This window comes from Citrobacter sp. CFNIH10 (assembly GCF_002934585.1).
Classification (GTDB): domain Bacteria; phylum Pseudomonadota; class Gammaproteobacteria; order Enterobacterales; family Enterobacteriaceae; genus Citrobacter_A; species Citrobacter_A amalonaticus.
In genome coordinates, this window is sequence record NZ_CP026216.1 from 3416351 (window position 1) to 3437871 (window position 21521).

22 protein-coding genes are annotated in these 21521 nt (G+C 53.3%); 8 read left to right on the forward strand and 14 right to left on the reverse strand.

Annotation, left to right across the window (positions count from 1 at the left end; translation table 11 throughout):
- Positions 1-6: 6 nt before the first annotated feature.
- Positions 7-1167 carry a glucans biosynthesis protein MdoC gene (mdoC, locus tag C2U53_RS20255; protein WP_043001023.1) on the reverse strand — a complete coding sequence of 387 codons (1161 nt, stop codon included), beginning with the start codon at positions 1165-1167 and terminating at the stop codon, positions 7-9.
- Positions 1168-1447: 280 nt separating this feature from the next.
- Between mdoC and mdoG the strand changes: the two genes are divergently transcribed.
- The 3 genes from mdoG to C2U53_RS20270 all read left to right on the forward strand — a co-directional run bounded on the left by mdoG (position 1448) and on the right by C2U53_RS20270 (position 5816).
- A complete protein-coding gene (gene mdoG / locus C2U53_RS20260) occupies positions 1448-2983 on the forward strand; it encodes a glucans biosynthesis protein MdoG (protein WP_080343312.1) in 1536 nt (511 codons plus the stop codon).
- Positions 2976-5504: a glucans biosynthesis glucosyltransferase MdoH gene (mdoH, locus tag C2U53_RS20265; protein ID WP_104446375.1), complete on the forward strand. Its 2529-nt coding sequence runs from the start codon at positions 2976-2978 to the stop codon at positions 5502-5504. The genes mdoG and mdoH overlap by 8 nt, the downstream gene beginning before the upstream one ends.
- A gap of 72 nt (positions 5505-5576) precedes the next feature.
- The gene (locus C2U53_RS20270; protein WP_192927005.1) at positions 5577-5816 is read left to right on the forward strand and encodes a YceK/YidQ family lipoprotein; all 240 of its coding nucleotides are present in this window, start codon (positions 5577-5579) and stop codon (positions 5814-5816) included.
- Here C2U53_RS20270 and C2U53_RS20275 read toward each other — a convergent pair whose 3' ends face one another.
- From C2U53_RS20275 to C2U53_RS20285, 3 genes are all read right to left on the reverse strand, one after another.
- Entirely contained in the window at positions 5817-6191 is a 375-nt protein-coding gene (locus tag C2U53_RS20275) for a MysB family protein (protein ID WP_043001020.1), read from the reverse strand.
- 81 nt (positions 6192-6272) lie between these two features.
- Positions 6273-7493, reverse strand: coding sequence for a multidrug efflux MFS transporter MdtG (gene mdtG, locus C2U53_RS20280; RefSeq protein ID WP_104446376.1), 1221 nt, complete (start codon positions 7491-7493; stop codon positions 6273-6275).
- 159 nt (positions 7494-7652) lie between these two features.
- Complete coding sequence (locus C2U53_RS20285; protein WP_044258041.1) at positions 7653-8573, reverse strand: Kdo(2)-lipid IV(A) acyltransferase; 921 nt, start codon at positions 8571-8573, stop codon at positions 7653-7655.
- A gap of 224 nt (positions 8574-8797) precedes the next feature.
- On the opposite strand from C2U53_RS20285, the gene C2U53_RS20290 reads away from it, so the two are divergent.
- Positions 8798-9850, forward strand: a complete 1053-nt coding sequence (locus C2U53_RS20290; protein WP_061070247.1) for a rhodanese-related sulfurtransferase — start codon at positions 8798-8800, stop codon at positions 9848-9850.
- A gap of 51 nt (positions 9851-9901) precedes the next feature.
- On the opposite strand, the gene C2U53_RS20295 is transcribed toward C2U53_RS20290, so the two are convergent.
- From C2U53_RS20295 to mdtH, 10 genes are all read right to left on the reverse strand, one after another.
- Positions 9902-10477 carry a YceI family protein gene (locus C2U53_RS20295; protein ID WP_044258038.1) on the reverse strand — a complete coding sequence of 192 codons (576 nt, stop codon included), beginning with the start codon at positions 10475-10477 and terminating at the stop codon, positions 9902-9904.
- Complete coding sequence (locus C2U53_RS20300; RefSeq protein ID WP_044258037.1) at positions 10474-11046, reverse strand: cytochrome b; 573 nt, start codon at positions 11044-11046, stop codon at positions 10474-10476. Before C2U53_RS20300 ends, C2U53_RS20295 begins: the two co-directional genes overlap by 4 nt.
- A gap of 263 nt (positions 11047-11309) precedes the next feature.
- A complete protein-coding gene (locus C2U53_RS20305) occupies positions 11310-11423 on the reverse strand; it encodes a YceO family protein (RefSeq protein WP_044258036.1) in 114 nt (37 codons plus the stop codon).
- A gap of 46 nt (positions 11424-11469) precedes the next feature.
- On the reverse strand, positions 11470-12591 hold the full coding sequence (gene solA, locus C2U53_RS20310) for an N-methyl-L-tryptophan oxidase (RefSeq protein WP_054176592.1): 1122 nt from the start codon (positions 12589-12591) through the stop codon (positions 11470-11472).
- Between the two features lie 115 nt (positions 12592-12706).
- On the reverse strand, positions 12707-12961 hold the full coding sequence (gene bssS / locus C2U53_RS20315) for a biofilm formation regulator BssS (RefSeq protein ID WP_043001951.1): 255 nt from the start codon (positions 12959-12961) through the stop codon (positions 12707-12709).
- A 333-nt stretch (positions 12962-13294) separates the two neighbouring features.
- Positions 13295-13540 (reverse strand): DNA damage-inducible protein I, encoded by a 246-nt coding sequence (gene dinI / locus C2U53_RS20320; protein WP_054176593.1) that lies wholly within the window; start codon positions 13538-13540, stop codon positions 13295-13297.
- A 76-nt stretch (positions 13541-13616) separates the two neighbouring features.
- A complete protein-coding gene (pyrC, locus tag C2U53_RS20325) occupies positions 13617-14663 on the reverse strand; it encodes a dihydroorotase (RefSeq protein WP_043001012.1) in 1047 nt (348 codons plus the stop codon).
- A gap of 102 nt (positions 14664-14765) precedes the next feature.
- Complete coding sequence (locus C2U53_RS20330) at positions 14766-15326, reverse strand: lipoprotein (protein ID WP_043001011.1); 561 nt, start codon at positions 15324-15326, stop codon at positions 14766-14768.
- 130 nt (positions 15327-15456) lie between these two features.
- Positions 15457-16104, reverse strand: coding sequence for a glutaredoxin 2 (gene grxB, locus C2U53_RS20335; RefSeq protein WP_043001010.1), 648 nt, complete (start codon positions 16102-16104; stop codon positions 15457-15459).
- Between the two features lie 62 nt (positions 16105-16166).
- On the reverse strand, positions 16167-17375 hold the full coding sequence (gene mdtH / locus C2U53_RS20340) for a multidrug efflux MFS transporter MdtH (protein ID WP_044258032.1): 1209 nt from the start codon (positions 17373-17375) through the stop codon (positions 16167-16169).
- 292 nt (positions 17376-17667) lie between these two features.
- On the opposite strand from mdtH, the gene rimJ reads away from it, so the two are divergent.
- The 4 genes from rimJ to murJ all read left to right on the forward strand — a co-directional run bounded on the left by rimJ (position 17668) and on the right by murJ (position 21480).
- Positions 17668-18252, forward strand: a complete 585-nt coding sequence (gene rimJ / locus C2U53_RS20345) for a ribosomal protein S5-alanine N-acetyltransferase (RefSeq protein ID WP_043001008.1) — start codon at positions 17668-17670, stop codon at positions 18250-18252.
- A gap of 9 nt (positions 18253-18261) precedes the next feature.
- On the forward strand, positions 18262-18909 hold the full coding sequence (locus tag C2U53_RS20350; protein WP_104446377.1) for a YceH family protein: 648 nt from the start codon (positions 18262-18264) through the stop codon (positions 18907-18909).
- Between the two features lies 1 nt (position 18910).
- Complete coding sequence (locus C2U53_RS20355; RefSeq protein ID WP_043001006.1) at positions 18911-19834, forward strand: Gfo/Idh/MocA family protein; 924 nt, start codon at positions 18911-18913, stop codon at positions 19832-19834.
- A gap of 110 nt (positions 19835-19944) precedes the next feature.
- A complete protein-coding gene (gene murJ / locus C2U53_RS20360) occupies positions 19945-21480 on the forward strand; it encodes a murein biosynthesis integral membrane protein MurJ (protein WP_043001005.1) in 1536 nt (511 codons plus the stop codon).
- Positions 21481-21521: the final 41 nt, after the last annotated feature.

Genomic DNA, 21521 nt, shown 5'->3' on the forward strand with positions numbered 1-21521 from the left:
CGGGCATTAGCCGGTCACTTTTTTGCTTTGTTCCTGTCTGACCGGCGGTTTGCCGGAGAACAGAAATTTAAGCAGCGGAATGCGCAAATGAATCTCATACAATACCAGTGCGATGCCAACCACAAAGATCAGCCCGCAGATAAAGCCCAACAGATTCGAGGTAATATGTGGCGTAATATAGGCGCCGAAAAACAGTGTTAACGGATGGTGTACCAGATAAATAAACAGTGACGCATTCACAAAATAGGTGACGCGGGCTGACTGGAAATTGAGTAAACGGTGGCCGAGAGAAAACACCACATTGACCATCCATAATCCTAGCACCATGGTGATGACATATTCCGTTTCGTACATCCATGCATCGCCACTGCCGTAGCGCTGATTCAGCAAATAGGCGATGAAAGCAAAAGCCGCCGCCAGCGTACATCCCCGGGAAGGGGTGGTGAAAAGCGCTTTAAGCTCGGGTGAGATAAAGGCCAGCGCACCCAGCATAAAGAAAGGCACATAAAAAAGCGTTTGCATCACCACGAAATTAAACAAGCCGTCGCTGAGAATGGGTGGGTAAACAATGAACAGCGTCCGCCGTATCACCGCATAACCAATACCCAGTAAGAAGAAGATGAGCGTCAGTTTGCCCATCGACACGGCGGCCAGCCGTTTTTTTTCCGCTTTCTCCAGGTTTTTTCGCATCCGGGTAAATATCCACAGACTGACGGTTGTTAATACCACCAGAACCAGTAAAAACCACAGATGAGAAATTAATTCCCAGGCCAGCGTGTTGTATTTTTCATACAGTGAGAGCGTCTGCCAACTGTCGGCTTTTCCTTTGACGTATTGCAGCATAATAAATTGCGGCAATGTCAGCAGGGGAATAGCCGTAAGCATCGGAATGCCTACGCGCTCAACGCGTACTTTCCACCAGCGTTTCAATGGATAACGCAGGAATAACATGTACGAAAAATAACCGGAAATAACGAAAAAGACCTGCATCCGGAATGAATGGATAAAATCGTTAAACAGAGTCAGCCACCATGAGGGCTCGGCGCTGTTCACATGCCAGGTATGGCCGGAATAGATCAATGAGATATGGAAGGGAATACCCAACAACATCAGCCAGGCGCGGATGGAGTCAAGAAAATATTCACGCTGTGCGGGTACGGGATTCATAAAGGTTTTCGTATTCTCAGATTCTCAGACTAATCGTCTTATCGGTAAGGCGTTTACTCGTTACAGTCGGTGGCAACCCTACACCAAGTACAACAACCTGTCTCCAGGATAAGCACGCAAAGTGAAAAAGGGCCCGGCGAGGCGTCTAAACCATGAGCCAGCGTGCTGAACAATGCAGGGATTCAGTTGTCCTAATGCCTGATTATCCATTAAAATAGATCGGATCGATATAAGCACACAAAGGGGGAAGTGCTTACTAATTATGAAACATAAACCACAAATGATGAAAATGCGTTGGTTGGGTGCGGCAGTTATGTTAACGCTGTACACGTCGTCGGCCTGGGCCTTCTCCATCGATGATGTTGCAAAGCAAGCTCAATCCTTAGCCGGTAAAGGCTATGAGGCGCCAAAAAGTAACTTGCCCTCCGTTTTCCGCGACATGAAATATGCGGACTATCAGCAGATCCAGTTTAATCGCGACAAAGCATACTGGAGCAATCTTAAGACCCCATTCAAGCTCGAGTTCTACCACCAGGGTATGTACTTCGACACGCCGGTCAAAATCAATGAAGTCACGGCAACTACGGTTAAAAGAATCAAATACAGCCCGGACTACTTCAATTTCGGCGACGTTCAGCATGATAAAGACACGGTAAAAGATCTCGGCTTTGCGGGTTTCAAAGTGTTGTACCCGATCAACAGCAAAGACAAAAACGATGAAATCGTCAGCATGCTTGGCGCAAGCTACTTCCGCGTCCTGGGGGCCGGTCAGGTGTATGGCCTTTCTGCGCGCGGTCTGGCTATTGATACCGCGCTGCCTTCAGGTGAAGAATTTCCCCGCTTCCGTGAGTTCTGGATCGAACGTCCAAAACCAACTGACAAGCGCCTGACGATTTATGCCTTACTGGACTCTCCGCGTGCGACCGGGGCCTATCGTTTTGTGATAATTCCTGGGCGTGACACCGTTGTCGACGTGCAGTCGAAAGTCTACCTGCGTGATAAGGTGGGTAAACTGGGCGTGGCGCCGTTAACCAGTATGTTCCTGTATGGGCCAAATCAGCCTTCACCGGCGACGAACTATCGTCCGGAACTGCATGACTCCAACGGTTTGTCGATTCATGCCGGCAACGGTGAATGGATCTGGCGTCCGCTGAATAACCCGAAACACCTCGCGGTGAGCAGTTTTGCGATGGAAAACCCGCAAGGGTTTGGTCTGCTCCAGCGCGGCCGTCAGTTCTCTCGCTTTGAAGATCTCGACGACCGTTACGATCTGCGCCCAAGCGCCTGGATTACACCGAAAGGCGAGTGGGGCAAGGGTAAGATTGAACTGGTTGAAATCCCGACCAATGACGAAACCAACGATAACATCGTCGCTTACTGGACGCCGGATCAACTGCCTGAGCCTGGCAAAGAGATGAACTTTAAATACACCCTGACGTTCAGCCGCGATGAAGACAAACTTCATGCGCCGGATAACGCCTGGGTGCAGCAGACGCGTCGTTCAACCGGCGATGTCAAACAGTCTAATCTCATTCGCCAGCCTGACGGCACGATCGCCTTCGTGGTGGACTTCACCGGCACGGACATGAAAAAACTGCCGCAGGATACCCCGGTCACCGCGCAAACCAGCATTGGCGACAACGGCGAGATCGTGGAAACAACAGTCCGTTACAACCCGATCACCAAAGGTTGGCGTATGACGATGCGCGTGAAAGTGAAAGATGTGAAGAAAACCACTGAAATGCGTGCGGCATTAGTCAATGCCGATCAGACGTTGAGTGAAACCTGGAGCTACCAGTTACCTGCCAATGAATAAGACAACTGAGTACATTGACGCCATGCCGCTCTCGGAGATCGAGAAAGCGGCATTGCCGACAACTGACATCCGCGCAGTGCATGAAGCGCTGGATGCCGAGCATCGCCGTTACTCGCGAGAAGACGATTCACCGCAGGGTTCTGTCAAAGCGCGTCTGCAACAAGCCTGGCCAGACTCGCTGGGCGAAGGGCAGTTGATCAAAGATGACGAAGGGCGCGATCAGCTTCAGGCAATGCCTAAAGCCAAACGTTCTTCGATGTTTCCCGATCCCTGGCGCACCAACCCGGTTGGGCGTTTCTGGGATCGTCTGCGTGGACGTGACGTTACGCCGCGCTATCTCGCGCGTCTGACGAAAGAAGAACAGGAAAGCGAGCAGAAGTGGCGTACCGTTGGCACCCTTCGTCGCTATACGCTGCTGCTGCTGACGCTGGCGCAGACGGTCGTCGCGACCTGGTACATGAAGACGATTCTGCCGTATCAGGGCTGGGCGCTGATCAATCCGGCGGATATGGTTGGGCAGGACCTGTGGGTCTCCTTCATGCAGTTGCTGCCGTACATGCTGCAAACCGGTATTTTGATCCTCTTTGCGATGCTGTTCTGCTGGGTTTCCGCCGGGTTCTGGACCGCGTTGATGGGCTTCCTGCAACTGCTGATTGGTCGCGATAAGTACAGTATTTCGGCGTCAACGGTCGGTGACGAACCGCTGAATCCGCAGCACCGTACCGCGCTGATTATGCCTATCTGTAATGAAGACGTTGATCGTGTTTTTGCTGGCCTGCGCGCGACATGGGAATCAGTAAAAGCGACCGGCAACGGCGAACATTTCGATGTCTATATTCTTAGCGACAGCTACAACCCCGATATCTGCGTTGCTGAACAAAAGGCGTGGATGGAGCTGATTGCTGAAGTGCAGGGCGAAGGACAGATTTTCTATCGCCGTCGTCGCCGTCGTGTGAAGCGTAAAAGCGGTAACATTGATGACTTCTGCCGTCGCTGGGGCAGCCAGTACAGTTACATGGTGGTGCTGGATGCTGACTCGGTGATGACCGGTGAGTGTCTGAGTGGTCTGGTGCGTCTGATGGAAGCGAACCCGAACGCCGGGATCATTCAGTCATCGCCGAAGGCGTCCGGCATGGACACCTTGTATGCGCGCTGTCAGCAGTTTGCGACGCGCGTATACGGACCGCTGTTCACCGCGGGTTTGCACTTCTGGCAGTTGGGTGAGTCCCATTACTGGGGGCACAACGCCATCATCCGCGTGAAGCCGTTTATCGAACACTGTGCGCTGGCGCCGCTGCCGGGTGAAGGCTCTTTCGCCGGTTCCATCCTGTCGCACGACTTCGTGGAAGCGGCATTAATGCGTCGAGCCGGGTGGGGCGTGTGGATTGCTTACGATCTGCCCGGTTCCTATGAAGAACTTCCGCCGAACCTGCTGGATGAGCTGAAGCGTGACCGGCGCTGGTGTCATGGCAACCTGATGAACTTCCGTCTGTTCCTTGTAAAAGGGATGCATCCGGTTCACCGCGCCGTGTTCCTGACCGGGGTGATGTCTTATCTCTCCGCGCCGCTGTGGTTTATGTTCCTCGCGCTGTCGACTGCGCTGCAGGTAGTCCATGCGCTTACCGAGCCGCAATACTTCCTGCAACCGCGCCAGCTGTTCCCGGTCTGGCCGCAGTGGCGTCCTGAACTGGCAATAGCCCTGTTTGCCTCGACAATGGTGCTGCTGTTCCTGCCGAAGTTGCTGAGTATTCTGCTCATCTGGTGTAAAGGCACCAAAGAGTACGGTGGTTTTATTCGCGTGACGCTGTCGCTGCTGCTGGAGGTGTTGTTCTCCGTCTTGCTGGCGCCGGTGCGTATGTTGTTCCACACCGTCTTCGTGGTGAGCGCCTTCCTGGGCTGGGAAGTGGTGTGGAACTCGCCGCAGCGTGACGATGACTCTACGCCGTGGGGCGAAGCGTTTATGCGTCATGGTTCGCAACTGCTGCTGGGTCTGGTATGGGCGGTCGGTATGGCGTGGCTGGATCTGCGTTTCCTGTTCTGGCTGGCACCGATTGTCTTCTCGCTGATCCTGTCACCGTTTGTTTCGGTGATCTCCAGCCGTTCAACGGTCGGTTTGCGTACCAAACGCTGGAAGCTGTTCCTGATCCCGGAAGAATATTCGCCGCCGCAGGTGCTGGTGGATACCGACAAGTATCTGGTGATGAACCGCAACCGCTCGCTTGACGATGGCTTCATGCACGCGGTGTTTAACCCATCGTTTAACGCGCTGGCCACTGCGATGGCGACGGCACGTCACCGTGCAAGCCAGGTACTGGAGATTGCCCGCGATCGTCACGTTGAGCAGGCGCTGAACGAGACCCCGGAAAAACTGAATCGCGACCGTCGTCTGGTACTGCTAAGCGATCCGGTGACGATGGCGCGTTTGCACTATCGTGTCTGGAATTCGCCAGAGAAGTATTCATCGTGGGTGAGTTATTATCAGGGTATCACCCTGAACCCACAGACGCTGAAGACGCCGTAAGCGCCACCCGGCGAAATCATCTGAAAAATACCGGCTTGCGCCGGTATTTTTTTATACTGAAGAAAACGATTAATGAGGTATCACGTGCGAATCGTAGCGGTGGGCATCATGGTGATGCTGTTAAGCGGGTGCGGCAGCATTATCAGCCGGACAATCCCCGGACAGGGGCATGGCAACCAGTACTATCCGGGAGTGCAGTGGGATGTCCGGGATTCAGCATGGCGTTATGTCACTATCCTCGATCTGCCGTTCTCGCTGGTGTTTGACACGCTGCTGTTGCCGCTGGACATGCATCACGGCCCTTACGAGTAATTACCGTTCATCCCATTCATCGGCTGCGGTTTGACCCTCTTCGGTATCCAGCGGGGGCTCAAGCTGAAATTCGCCTTCATCCCATTCATGCAGTGTATTCTCTTCCAGCCACTCCTGGCGGATCTCTATCTCATCATAGTCGCCGTCAAAGACACTTTGCGCGGCCTCGCCACTGAGCATCGGCAGGCACTCGCCTTCTTCGCCTTCATCGGCAAAAAACTCGACCTGCCACATGATGTCGCCATCCTGTAGCACGTACTTCTGCACGTTGAACTGCTGTACATTGGCTTCGTCCTGTTCAAGCTCAGGATGGTCCGCCATAAATTCTTCACGGGCTGAGTCAATGGCTTCTTCCAGCGTTGCATACATGGTCATCTGAGTCTCCCTTTGATTTGATGAGGTAATCAGGGAAAGAATAGCTGATTCTCCGGTTATGCAAGTATGAATGCTGAAAAATCATCCCGCTGTTCGCGTGAGAGCACGACGGCGCAGGCTGTTCCAGGAATAAATGGCGTTAAACAATACCACCCCGGCAGTGACCAGGAAGACGGCACGGAAGCCGTAGTTAGCGGAAATCGCTGCTCCCATGAGCGGGCCGGTGACGTTGCCGATATCGCGGAACGACTGGTTATAACTAAAGATGCGCCCGGCGATTTGGTTTGTGGAGTTATAGACCAGCAGCGTTTGTACCGCCGGCAGCAGCGCGCCGTCGGCAGCGCCCAGTAAAAAGCGCAGTACCGCCAGTTGCCACGGGGTCTGCACAGAAGACATCGGGATCAGCAGCAGAACGGAGAAGATTAGCGCCGCAATGAGGATTTTCTCCGGTCCGATACGGTCGCCCAGCTTGCCTAATCTTGGCGCACTGAGCAATGCGGCGACGCCAGGTACGGAGGCAATCATCCCGCTAATAAACGCAATATTGCTGACGTTACCCGCCAGCTCCCGCACATAGAGGGTCAAAATCGGTGCAATGGAACCGGTCGCGACCTGAATGATCAGCGTGGTGACGAACAGGCTCAGCACCAGTTTCGGGTTTTTAAGTGTAGCAACCACTTCCCGGACGCGCAGCATCTCTTTCTTGCTGATGGGTTTGAAGTTTTCGCGAATAAAAAACAGCGTCAGTAAGAAACAGATCAGCAGTACCGTCGCGGTGATGAAGAAAACCGGGCGCAGGCCGTACTGGTCGGCGAGCAGGCCGCCCGCTAACGGGCCGAGTAATGCACCGCTGACGCCGCCGGTAGAGAGCGTTCCCAGCGCCCAACCGCTTTTATTGCGTGGGACCTGGGTGGCGATGAGGGCGTTGGCGTTGGGAATGAATCCGCCCAGCAACCCGAGCAGCGCGCGCAGCACCAGAAACTGCCAGATATTCTGCGCAAGGCCCATTAGCAGCATCACTATTGCCATCCCCAGCGCAGAGCGCAGCAGCATAATCTTTCTGCCTTTACGGTCGGCAAGCCCGCCCCAGAAGGGAGAGGCGATCGCAGAGAAAAGAAACGTAATACTAAAGACCAGTCCGGACCACATGTTGAGCGCACTGTGGCCCGTTACGCCGAGTTGTTCGACATAAAGTGGTAAAAATGGCATCACCAGGCTAAATGCGGCGCCGGTTAAGAAACAGCCGAGCCAGGTGACAGTGAGATTACGTTTCCAGTTTATGGGAGTATCAGAGGGTGACATAGCGATCCGCGTGTGATGCGCTGTTGGCGCGATCGGGCAAAAAACGAATATAAATTAAGCATATTCATTATGCGCCTGGATGCAGAGGGTCGCAATGTGGGGAGCTTTTATCGCTAAAAACGGTGAGAAAGCAGCCCAAAAGGGGCTGCTATGCAGGATTTAATAACGGGAAGGTACGCCAGCAGGACGTGTTTTGAAGCGGCGATGTAGCCACATGTACTGTTCTGGCGCCATCATGATGCACTTCTCAACAATCTTGTTCATCCAGGCGGCGGTGGTCTCTGCGTCATCCAGCGGCGGTGAGCATTCTGGCGGTAACATAATCAGCTGGTAGCCTTTGCCATCGGGCTTGCGACGCGGTACAAACGGCACCAGGCAGGCATTAGACATTCGCGCCAACATCCAGGTGCCGGAGGTGGTGGCTGCTTGTTCAACGGCAAAAAGCGGGACGAACACGCTGGCGCGCGGGCCATAATCGTGGTCCGGCGCATACCAGACCACTTCGCCTTTCTTTAGCGCCTTAATCATCCCTTTCAGATCCTTGCGATCGAGCATGGATTTGTTTGAGCGCATACGACCCCAGGTCTGGAGCCAGTCGATCAAGGGATTATCATTCGGGCGATAAACGCCGATGCCGGGTTCCTGCAAACCGAACTGACGCGCACCGAGTTCCAGGGTTAAAAAGTGCAGCCCCACCAGCAAAATACCGCGCTGCTGAGCCTGAACGTCACGAATATGCTCCATGCCGATCACTTCGGTCCAGCGGGCAATGCGACGATCGGACCAGAACCAGGCCATCCCGGTTTCCAGCAGGCCCATACCGACGGATTCAAAATTTTTAACCACCATCGCATGGCGGTCACGCTCACTCATTTCAGGGAAACAAAGCTCGAGGTTACGATATGCAATTTTCGTCCGCCGCTTCATCAGACGATACGCCAGGTGACCGATCATATGACCAAGGCGATAGAGTATCGGATAGGGCAACTGCACGACCAACCAAAGTGCGCCAATACCGAGCCAGGTTAACCAATACCGTGGATGCAGTAGTGCTGCGGAGAACTTAGGTAAATTCGTCATGTCTTTCCTGTTGTATACCTTAAAACGGGCAATTATCTGTATTGTTGCATTTTTTCGCCGTCAGAAAAAATTTGTGGCTCCGGAATGGCGATAAATTCAGCAAATGTTGTTAATTTTTTACTTTGAAGAAAGAAATGTAGCGCAAAATGTATGGATGTAAATTGGCGCGGATTGCTATATGATGCCGCCGATTCTGATTTCACCTGCCGCAGGACCCGTACACCATGCCAGTGTTACATAACCGTATTTCCAATGATGCCCTCAAAGCCCGGATGCTGGCTGAAACTGAGCCGCGCACGACCATTTCGTTCTACAAATATTTTACCATCGCAGACCCGCAGGCCACACGCGATGCGTTGTATCAAAAGTTAACCGCGCTGAATGTTTTCGGTCGCATCTATCTGGCGCATGAAGGGATTAACGCCCAAATCAGCGTACCGCAAAGTCAGGTAGAGACGTTCCGCCAGCAGCTGTACGCCTTTGATCCGGCACTTGACGGCGTGCGTCTGAACATTGCGCTGGAAGATGACGGGAAATCCTTCTGGGTGCTGCGAATGAAAGTGCGTGAGCGGATTGTGGCGGATGGCATTGAGGACCCGAGTTTTGATGCCAGCGATGTCGGCGACTATCTCAAGGCCGCGGAAGTGAACGCGATGCTCGACGACCCGGATGCGCTGTTCATTGATATGCGTAACCACTACGAATACGAAGTGGGCCATTTTGAGAACGCGCTGGAAATCCCGGCCGACACGTTCCGCGAGCAGTTACCCAAAGCGGTCGAAATGATGCAGGAACACAAAGATAAAAAGATAGTGATGTATTGTACCGGTGGTATTCGCTGCGAAAAAGCCAGCGCCTGGATGAAGCACAATGGCTTCAGTAAAGTGTGGCACATTGAAGGCGGTATCATTGAATATGCACGCAAGGCCCGCGAGCAGGGGTTACCGGTACGTTTCATCGGCAAAAACTTTGTGTTTGATGAGCGCATGGGTGAGCGTATTTCAGATGAGGTGATTGCGCATTGTCATCAATGTGGTGCGCCGTGCGACAGCCACACCAACTGTAATAATGACGGCTGCCATCTGCTGTTTATTCAGTGCCCGGCATGTGCGCAAAAGTACAACGGCTGCTGTAGCGAGATCTGTTGCGAAGAGAGCGCATTACCTGAAGAAGAGCAACGTCGCCTGCGCGCAGGACGCGAGAACGGCAATAAAATCTTCAACAAGTCGCGTGGACGACTGAATACGAAACTGGGTATTCCGGATCCTGCCGAGTAATGGTGTGGCCGGATGGCGGCGACAACATCGCCATCCGGCATCATTCCTCGTTTACTTCTGCTGTACGCCTTCAACTGAGATAATCAACTCCACTTCCTGCGAGGCAGGACCCAGATCGGTGGTGATGTTGAAATCCTTCAGCTTGATTTTACCTTCGGCTTCGAAGCCTGCGCGTTTACCCCCCCACGGATCGTCACCCTGACCGATCATCTTCGCTTCCAGCGTCACCGGCTTTGTTACGCCGTTTAGCGTCAGATTCCCGGTGATATCCAGTTCGTCACCGTCTTTTTTCACGTTGGTGGAGGTGAATGTCGCCTGCGGGAATTTCGCGACATTGAGGAAATCAGCGCTGCGAAGGTGTTTATCACGCTCGGCGTGATTGGTATCCACGCTGTTGGTGTTGATCGTCACATTCACTTTATCGGCGGCGGGATCCTTTTCATCAAAGGTAAAGGTTCCGTCGAAGTCTTTGAACGTGCCGTACAACCAGCTGTATCCCAGGTGCTGAATACGGAAATTAACAAAGGCATGTTGTCCTTCTTTGTCAATTTTATAATCCGCCGCGATGGCAGAACCGGTGGTGAACAGCAGAGAGGCGAGAGTTAAACCCAGCAGGCTTTTTTTCATTTTTGAGCTCCATAGTCAGATGACGACTTACCCAACATGCGATTCAGGGTGTCGTCTTTATCGATAAAGTGGTGTTTAAAGGCCATCAGGCCATGCAGAATGGAAAGAATAACGACGGTCCAGGCCAGCCACAGGTGTACGCTTCCGGCGAGATCGGCCTGAACGCCAGCATCCGCGAAGGTGGCCGGGACATCAAACCAGCCGAAAACGCTGATCGGTTTACCGTCCGCCGTCGAGATCAGATAACCGCTGATGACAATGCTAAACAGCAGCAGATATAGCGCGAGATGGCCCAACGCTGCGCCAGCACGGGTCAGGGCCGAATAGCTTTTCAGCGCTTTCGGCGGTGGCGAGATCAGACGCCAGATGACCCGAACGACCAGGCCCATCATCAGCAGGATCCCGATGCTTTTGTGCAATTCCGGTCCCTGGTGATACCAGCCGTCGTAATAGCTCAACGTCACCATCCAGAGACCGAGTGCAAACATCCCGTAGACCACCAACGCGGTTAGCCAGTGAAGCATGGCGGAAATAAAACCATACCGTTGAGGCGTATTTGAAAATTGCATAAAAATTCCATTTCATATTTCAGGATTGAATGAAAATGGCCTGACAGAGACATAAATGCAACTAAAAAATAACACCGGGAGAGAGATTTAACGTTGATTCAATAATTTTGTATTAAGTGTAGATTTTGATTCAACGGATTCGTCAGAAATGACCGATTTATGACGGTTTGTGGGGGGGTAGGGGATGGGTTTTGTCATTCAAAAAAACAAAACAAAAATTAGATAACTTTCAGTTTTTGTCAGTATTTGTCAATGCCGATGGCTCAGTAACACAGGATATAAATAACATCAAGAATCGCCAGCAGCGACCATAAAATAACGTAGAGCATAAAATGCTCGCGAATATTGTTGACCAGATAAAGAAACAGACGACGCATATTGTAATCACCATTAAAAAGGCCTCATTACGAGGCCATTTAACGATTATGCCGTAAATCGGGAGAGTCTGAACGGCGTCAGGTCAAAAGCGGATGGCTTTTCCTGGGCAAAGTCAGCGGCAATTTCACCCAATACGGAGGCAAATTTAAAGCCGTGACCACTCAGCCCGGTCACGATCAGCGTGTTGTCATGGCCGGGCAGCGTGTCGATGATAAAATCTTCATCCGGCGAGTTGTCGTAGGTGCAGGCCGCACCGTGCAGACAGCAACCCACTCCCGGAAGGATATTGCGCAGGAACGGGAATGCTTCAGATCCATCGCTGGCGACGCTGGCAAACGGTTTGCGTTCAGCTTCGGCGTGGATAAGTTGCCCGCCGTTGTGCTTACCGATTTTCAGTTCGTCGTTCTCCGCCGGGAAGCCGTAGTATTGATCGCCGTTGGGCAACTCACCGGTGAAGGCAGGAAACTTATTCTTGATGCTATAGCGGCCATCGGCCTGGTACCAGGCAAACACTTTTCGTACCGGCTGGATGGGAAGCTCGGGGAACAAAGCCTGAACCCAGGTACCGGCGCTCACCAGCGCTTTCTTCGCGCTGTAATCGCCGTCAGCGGTTTCCACAGTGACCCCGCCGTCATCATCATGGTGAATGGCTGTGACCGGGCAGTTGAAGAGTTGAGCGCATCCTGCTTCTTCTGCCAGACGGATCCAGGTTTTGATCGCCAGTTCACTGCGTAAAAAACCGGAATCAGCTTCGAACAGGCCGGTGTAGTCTGCAGGTACGCGGATTTCGGGCCAGCGCGCCATGATGGCGGCGGCATCCAGTTGTTCAACGTTCAGTTGCCACTGTTTTGCGCTGTGCGCGACGTTTGCCAGGAAGGGCGAACCGGCGGGGCCAAGATTGATAACGCCGGAGCGGACGAAAATCGGCTCTTCATTTTGCGTGGAGAGTTCGTCCCATAGCGCCTGCGCACGCAGCACCAGCGGAACGTATTTTTCACCTTCGCCATAGGCGTGGCGGATCAACCGGGTGTCGCCGTGATGACTACCCTGTTGATGCGGTGGCATATGCGCGTCGGTCATCAGAACGTTTAACCCGGCGCGAGTGGCATAATAACCTGCGGCTGCCCCAACGGACCCGCTGCCTATAATGATTAAGTCGTATTTCATCAGTTTCTCTCTGCTGTCGCGTTTGATGCAGAGTAAATAAGTGAAATGCGTAATACAACCCAGAAATAGCAAAGGCACCCCGAAGGTGCCTTTTTAAGTGAGAATGTCCGTCTCGTTAATGCCGACGGTATTCGTTGGCCTGGTAATCGCCGGATTCGATTTTGGCTATGCCGGCTTCTAATATCGAAATAAATTGTCTGGCAACATCGGTGGTTAACCAGAGCGTTTGACCGACCTCTGTACCATCGGTTTCGGGACGATTTGGAGTCTGGTAGTGCAAACGCAGCATCAGCGCGTCATAGCTATCTACGGTGCTGATGTCCCATCCCACAAGCGGATGAGTCTGAATGACTTCATTATTCTTTTCCATCATGCCCCCTAATTCGTGTTACAAGACAACGGTTTTCGAGGTTCAATGCGTTTTTATCTGAAGCAACTTCAGTATATCAATAAATAAGGGTATTCACTGAGATTTTAAAGAGGGGGGAGCATAAATTTCTGCAAATTAAGAATTTGTGAGTAATTAATCACCATCTTGTTCATTCTTTTTAAGTATGTTGTGCAATAATTTTGAGTGACTGGTGAAAATATAATCAATTCCGAAGGCAACGGAGAATACTAAATGATGCCGCAAAAAAGATTGCCTTAAAGATGAGAGAAAAAAACCGGGGCGACCCGGCAAAGAGACTACGGCATAGCATTTTTATTCTTTAATGAACCAGTCGTCAGCGCTTTCCCAGGTTTCCTGAAGAATTTCGCTGATCCGTTCTTTATCTTCTTTCGTCGCGCCAATCACGGACAAATTATTCGCAGCGGCATAACGAACGGTCACGTTACCGCCGTTATCGGGAAAGTGGTGAGTAATACGGCGGGAGAGTTCACCTGCCAGGGCGTCAATAGCACCGGCAGGTAAAGGTGAAGTTTTAGCAATGGTGACTTCAATACGCATAATGGCCCCCTGTTGAATATACTGGTTATTTATACAGTTATCCTGGCCAGGTTACAACAGGCGGCATCGATTTTTTTTACTTTTTAATCGTCCAGCGTACCGTTTCGCCCCCGAGGAACGGCACCAGCGTATCGTCGGTCAGCGCGATGCTCTCCGGTACCTGCTGCTCTTCACGTACCAGTTCAACGAAAGTGTCATTGACCGGCAGGCCGTAGAATCGCGGACCGTTCAGTGAACAAAACGCTTCAAAGTGCGCCAGGGCATTCATCTCTTCAAACACGCTCGCGTAACTCGCCAGTGCCGTTGGCGCGTTAAAACATCCCGCGCAGCCACAGCTCGATTCCTTACGATGACGGGCATGTGGGGCCGAATCGGTGCCGAGGAAGGCACGCTCAAAGCCACTGGCAACCAGCTCACGCAGAGCGTGCTGGTGGACATTGCGTTTCAGAATTGGCAGGCAGTAGAGGTGTGGGCGAATACCGCCAACCAGCATATGGTTACGGTTAAACATCAGGTGCTGCGGTGTAATCGTCGCAGCCAATAATTCATTACCGTCACGGACATACTCCGCCGCATCTTTGGTAGTGATGTGCTCAAAGACCACTTTCAGCCCAGGCAGGCGCTGGCGCAGAGGCTCCATCACCGTCTCAATAAAGCGCGCTTCACGGTCAAAAATATCGATATCGGCGTGGGTGACTTCGCCATGCACCAGCAGCGGCATCCCGAGTTTTTCCATGCGTTCAAGTACTGGCATGATCGCATCAATGGAGGTGACCCCGTGACTGGAGTTGGTAGTGGCGTTTGCCGGATAGAGTTTGGCAGCGGTGAACACGCCTTCGCGAAAGCCGCGTTCCAGTTCAGCGGGATCCAACGTGTCCGTTAAATAGCAGGTCATCAGCGGCGTGAAGGAATGTCCGGCAGGGACCGCATCAAGGATGCGCTGGCGGTAGGCAATTGCCGCATCTACCGTAGTGATCGGCGGCGCCAGGTTAGGCATCACAATCGCACGTGCATAAACATCGCTGGTATACGGCACGACCGTTTTTAACATTTCGCCGTCGCGAAGGTGAAGGTGCCAGTCATCTGGGCGGCGGATCTTTAAAACCTGGGAGGGTGCTGTCATCAATATGCTCCGGCTGGGGGATGTCATTTTTGCCGGAAACAAAGGATAAGGGGAAACGTTTTCGTTTGCACGTAAAAAAAGGCGCCGCAGCGCCTTTGTCATTTAATCGGTGAACGGGATGATGATTTCGCCCGGCTTCACCTCAATGCCTTTGGCGTACTTTTTCGCCAGCGCTTCGCCTTTGCTGCTGTCTTCGCGCAGGACATACGCTGGCTGCTGGTTAAAGTAATTACGCAGTGATTGATTGAGATAAGGCATCAGGGTTTGCAGCACTGACTGCATTTTTTCCGGCGTCACGGTGGCATCCACCACTTCCATTTCCTGCAGGAAGATGGCCCCCTTTTCTTTATTAAAGACTGGCAGCGCTTTCAGTTTTAGCTTAATGGTTGCTTTCTGACTGCCAAACAGCGAATTCATATCCAGCTTTGCATCGCCGGTCAGCGTCACTTTGTTCGGTTCTTCACGACCGATCTGGCTGGAGAGGTTATTGAGGACGATATGCGCATCGGCAACGCCCGGAAGCCCGATATCTTTGGCAAAGTTGTTGCGTTTTTCGAGCGCCTGATTAATTTCTTGTTCGCTTACGGTGTACTGTGTGAGCTGATTACAGCCGGTCAACAGGCCGCCAACTATCAACGCGGCAGCAAAAAAAATCTTCTTCATGGGGTTCCTCTACACGATGCGATCGTCTTAATCCTGACATAACGCAGCATGTGTCACCAGCGCGAACTTCGCCAGTAGAAAAAACTGAAAAAAGCGGCAGCCTGTATGACTCAGCCACCGCCGGTAAACGTTAAATCGCCATTGATGATAACAGATTGATCTGCGTCTGTTTCGCCATATTGTCGCGATAGTCAGCAACCCGTGTCGGCCAGTTGATACCGGCCACCAGTGTCAGATTACGCAACAGGGGAAATAACTGGATGTCGTCTTCGGAAAGCTCACCGTTTACACCATTGGGTTGCACAATGCGCTTATCCAGTGTGCGCAAATCCTCACTGATTTTTTTGGTCAGGCCAGCGGAATGGGCAAGATGGTCGGCAAAACTGCCAATCATCGCCTCTTTTTTCTCAGTAAAGTATTTGCGTGCCGAAGGGGTGGAAAACTCATCAAACGCAGATTTTGCAAAACGCGGCAGCAGCAGGTGATTGGCGTAGCTGTTCACTTTGCGCAGCCACTCGTCAATAGCAGGATTTTTCTTGCCGGTGAGCAGCGGTTTGCCATCCAGTTGATCGACGTAATGGACGATGTCCATGCTTTCCGGTAGATAGCGGCTGTCGTCTTTTTGCAGAATGGGCACCATTTTCTGGCCAATCATTCGGGTTGGGGTTTCGTCATCGTCGTTGGCCAGGACAATCAGTTCGACGGGGATGTTTTTGAGGCCAAAAATCATGCGGGCTTTGATGCAGAAAGGGCAGTGATCGTAAATATAAAGCTTCACGTTTCTCCTCCATTGACTGTCAGTTCCCTTTCAGTATGGAGGAGACACGCACAGGTATCAAATCAGGCGCCGGGTTCCAGCATGCCGCGCGGCGTGCGTTTATGGCTAAACTGCCAGCCCAGCGCCAGGAAAGTGATGAAGCCAATGATCCCCAGCATCATCCAGGGTAACTCGGGTTGCTGGAGCAGTTTCCCCATATCAAACAGCCAGCCGCCGCCGATATACCCGATGGCACCACCTATGGCTAACCCCAGACGGCTAAAGCCCATATAGCTACCGCGCGCACGGGCATCCGACAGCGAGGCGCTGAGCGTTTCACGGGCGGGTTCAGCAATAATCGAACCGATATAGAAAGTGCAAATCAGCGTGAACAACTGCTGCAAGTCACTCACCAACCCCACGGGTAACATGCTCAGTGACATCAGCAGCAGGCCCGCCATCAGGCGATGTTCAAGACGAAACCGTTTCTCACTCCAGCGCGCAATGGGGTAGAGCAGCGTCAGCGAAAGGCAGGCTTCAATGGCATACATCCATTTCACCGCGGAAGGTGAACCGGCGATGTCATTGACCATAATGGGTAGCATCAGCATGACCTGCACCGCCAGCATGTAATAGCCCGCCAGCGTCAGCACATAGGTGACGAAGCGTTTATCACTGAGCACCCGACTCATTCCTTCCCGTACCGGAATACGCACAGTAGAGAGTTTCCACGCGGGCAGCAGCCAGGCGTTAAAGGCTGCGCAGAGCACGAACAATATTGCCCCGGTCGCGCAAACCAGACGGAAGTCATACTGCAACAACCAACTGCCTAACAGCGCGCCGATAACCGCCCCTGCGCTGTCCTGCATCATCAATATTGAGAAGAAGCGACCCCGCTGATGCGGGCGAATCAGCTTCACCACCAATGCCGAGCGCGGCGGATCGAAAAGCGTGCCGCCGAGACCGGACAGGAAACAGGAGAACCACAAAAGCCAGGGTTCATGGGCGATCCCCATGGTGGCAAACCCGGCAGCGCGCATCAGCATGCCGGTGACGATCATCGGTTTCGCGCCAAAACGGTCGGCAATCGCGCCGCCAAAAATGCCCAGTCCCTGTTGAATAAACTGACGCAGACCCAGCGCAATGCCGACCATCACGGCGGCCCAGCCCATTTGGTCGACGAAGCGAATTGAGATCAGCGGGAACACGACGAAAAAGCCCAACACGACCAGCATATTATCGATGAGCAGGAAAGTTTTACCCAGGTTCCTGGCCTGCGAGACACGCGACATTTCCCCTCCCGGGAAACACTCGTCACTCTTCGAGTTGCGCGGAATTTGCGGCATTCGAATGATTGAGAGTAGATAAAGCGAAGTATCTCCTATTCTGCGGCTTTGCTGCCTTTTTGCCCACCCTCGCCGGGACAATATTTTTTTATCAAAAGTCCATCTTGATAGAGAGTTTTCATCAAAATGGCGGAATAATTCAAAAAATGGCAAATTGCACTTTTCACAGGGTGGTTTTGCACAGGTATAGTAAGTCAATCAGGGTGTAACGGCGATTCGGGAAGGAGTAGGAATAAATATGTTTGGCTATCGCAGTAACGTGCCAAAAGTGCGCTTAACCACCGACCGCCTGGTCGTGCGTTTAGTGCATGAGCGTGATGCCTGGCGTCTGGCAGATTATTACGCGGAAAATCGTCATTTCTTAAAACCCTGGGAACCGATTCGTGATGAAAGCCACTGCTATCCCTCCGGCTGGCAGGCGCGGCTGAGCATGATTGCCGAATTTCATAAGCAAGGTTCCGCCTATTACTTTGCGCTGCTGGACCCGGATGAAAAAGAGGTCATTGGGGTAGCGAATTTTTCTAACGTGGTGCGGGGGTCTTTCCATGCCTGCTATCTGGGGTATTCCATTGCGCAGAAATGGCAGGGGCAGGGGCTGATGTTTGAAGCGCTGACCGCCGCGATTCGTTATATGCAACGCACGCAACATATTCATCGCATTATGGCGAATTACATGCCGCACAATAAACGCAGCGGTGATTTACTGGCGCGACTTGGCTTTGAAAAAGAAGGCTACGCAAAAGATTATCTGTTGATTGACGGGCAATGGCGCGACCACGTGCTGACGGCGTTAACGACATCAGAATGGACCGCAGGTCGGTGAGGACACCCTATGAAATATGCATTAACTGCCGCTGAAGCCCGTGTGATTGGCTGTCTGCTCGAAAAACAGGTCACGACGCCTGAGCAATATCCACTCTCCGTAAATGGCGTGGTCACCGCCTGCAATCAGAAAACCAACCGTGAACCGGTGATGAATATGGCGGAGCACGAGGTGCAGGAGCACCTCGACAATCTGGTGAAGCGCCATTTTCTGCGCACGGTCAGCGGCTTTGGTAGCCGCGTCACCAAGTATGAGCAGCGTTTATGTAACTCGGAGTTTGGCAACCTGAAATTGAGCTCCGCGGAGGTGGCGCTGGTTACGACACTGCTGCTACGCGGTGCGCAGACGCCGGGCGAATTGCGCAGCCGCGCCTCGCGAATGTATGAGTTCAGCGATATGGCGGAAGTCGAGGCAACGCTGGAACGCCTGGCAACGCGGGAAGACGGCCCTTATGTCGTCCGTCTGGCGCGCGAACCGGGTAAGCGTGAAAGCCGTTATATGCATCTGTTCTGTGGCGCCGTGCAGGAGCCGGTTGCCATGGCCGATGAGCCACAGGCGGCGACGGGAGATCTACAGGCCCGCGTCGAGGTGCTGGAAAGCGAAGTCGCCGCGCTGAAACAGCGCCTCGAGTCGCTACTGGAACATCTGGGAGAATAACGTGACAACATTACGTATCGGGGTGGTGGGGCTTGGGGGCATCGCCCAGAAGGCCTGGTTACCCGTGCTTGGCGCCGCCAGCGACTGGACGCTACAGGCCGCCTGGTCGCCGTCGCGTGAAAAAGCGGAGAAAATCTGCGCAGCCTGGCGCATTCCGTATGCCGGTTCGCTGACCGATCTTGCCGCGGGCTGCGACGCGGTGTTTGTCCACTCCAGCACGGCAACCCATTACGCCGTCGTCAGTGAACTACTCAATGCCGGCGTTCATGTCTGCGTTGATAAGCCGCTGGCGGAAAATTTACGTGATGCTGAGCGGCTGGTGGCGTTAGCGGCGAAGAAAAATCTGACGCTGATGGTCGGTTTCAATCGTCGCTTTGCGCCACGGTACCGAGAGCTGAAGACGGAACTGGGGACGGCGGCGTCTCTGCGGATGGATAAACACCGTAGCGACAGCGTGGGGCCTCACGATCTGCGGTTCACGCTGCTGGATGATTATTTGCATGTCGTTGACACCGCACTGTGGCTGGCGGGCGGCAACGCCCAGCTCAGCAGCGGGACGCTACAAACCAACGACGCGGGCGAGATGCTGTATGCAGAGCACCATTTCGCGACCAGTCAGTTGCAAATCACCACCAGTATGCATCGCCGGGCGGGCAGTCAGCGAGAGAGCGTACAGGCGGTGACCGATGGCGGGCTGATTGACGTGACGGATATGCGCGAGTGGCGTGAAGAGCGCGGGCAGGGTGTCTTGCACAAACCGGTTCCTGGCTGGCAAACCACGCTTGAACAGCGTGGATTCGTGGGGTGCGCACGCCATTTTGTGGAATGTGTACAAAATCAGACGGTTCCGGAAACCGCGGGCGAGCAGGCGATCCTTGCCCAGCGCGTGGTGGAAAAGCTGTGGCGCGAGGCGATGAGCGAATAATCGCCTGTAACATCTGGCGGTAGTAATTCACCGTAATCCAGGTAGACTAAGCGCCTCTTCCAACGCCTGCACTGCAGGCGTTTTGCCGTAGGGTCTGGAATAAAAAAGCAATGAACCTATTAAAATCGCTGGCCGCCGTCAGCTCAATGACGATGTTTTCACGTGTGCTGGGTTTTGCACGTGATGCGATTGTCGCCAGAATCTTTGGTGCCGGGATGGCAACCGATGCCTTTTTTGTGGCATTCAAATTACCTAACCTGCTACGCCGCATATTTGCGGAGGGCGCTTTTTCTCAGGCCTTTGTCCCTATTCTGGCGGAATATAAAAGCAAGCAGGGCGAAGACGCCACTCGCGTGTTTGTCTCTTACGTGTCGGGACTGCTGACGCTGGCGCTTGCTGTGGTCACCGTTGCCGGGATGCTGGCCGCCCCATGGGTGATTATGGTGACGGCGCCGGGGTTTGCCGACACCGCCGATAAATTCGCGTTAACCACCAAACTGCTGCAAATCACCTTTCCATACATCTTACTGATCTCGCTGGCGTCGCTGGTCGGAGCGATCCTCAATACCTGGAACCGCTTCTCCATTCCGGCGTTTGCCCCCACGTTTTTGAACATCAGCATGATCGGTTTCGCGCTGTTCGCCGCGCCGTATTTTAATCCACCGGTGCTGGCGCTGGCATGGGCGGTAACCGTTGGCGGCGTGCTGCAACTGGTGTATCAGCTTCCGCATCTGAAGAAAATCGGCATGCTGGTGCTGCCGCGGATTAACTTCCGCGATGCGGGGGCGATGCGGGTTGTGAAGCAAATGGGCCCGGCGATACTCGGCGTCTCCGTCAGCCAGATCTCACTGATCATTAACACCATTTTCGCCTCTTTTCTCGCGTCTGGTTCCGTTTCGTGGATGTACTATGCGGATCGCCTGATGGAGTTTCCGTCGGGGGTACTGGGCGTGGCGCTGGGGACCATTCTGCTGCCTTCACTGTCGAAGAGCTTTGCAAAAGGCGACCATGACGAATATTGCCGCCTGATGGACTGGGGATTGCGTCTGTGCTTTTTGCTGGCGCTGCCGAGTGCGGTGGCGATTGGGATCCTGTCTGGCCCCTTGATTACGTCATTATTCCAGTACGGTAAATTCACGGCCTTCGATGCGCTGATGACGCAGCGTGCGTTGATTGCTTATTCCGTAGGGCTGATGGGGCTGATTGTGGTGAAAGTGCTGGCACCGGGCTTTTATTCGCGGCAGAACATCAAAACGCCGGTTAAGATCGCCATTGTGACGCTTATCATGACCCAGTTGATGAACCTTGCGTTTATTGGACCGTTGAAGCACGCCGGGCTGTCGCTGTCGATTGGTCTTGCCGCCTGTCTGAACGCGGGACTGCTGTACTGGCAACTGCGTAAGCAGAACATTTTCACCCCACAGCCGGGTTGGATGGGGTTTCTGATTCGCCTCGTTATCGCCGTACTGGTGATGTCAGCCGTGCTGGTTGGCATGTTGCATATTATGCCGGAGTGGTCGTTGGGGACCATGCCGTGGCGTCTGCTTCGCCTGATGGCGGTGGTTGTGGCCGGCATTGCCGCCTACTTTGCCGCACTGGCGATGATGGGCTTTAAAGTGAAAGAGTTTGCGCGCCGGACGGTGTAATCACGATGCCTGATGGCGCTTTGCTTATTCAGCCTACAGAA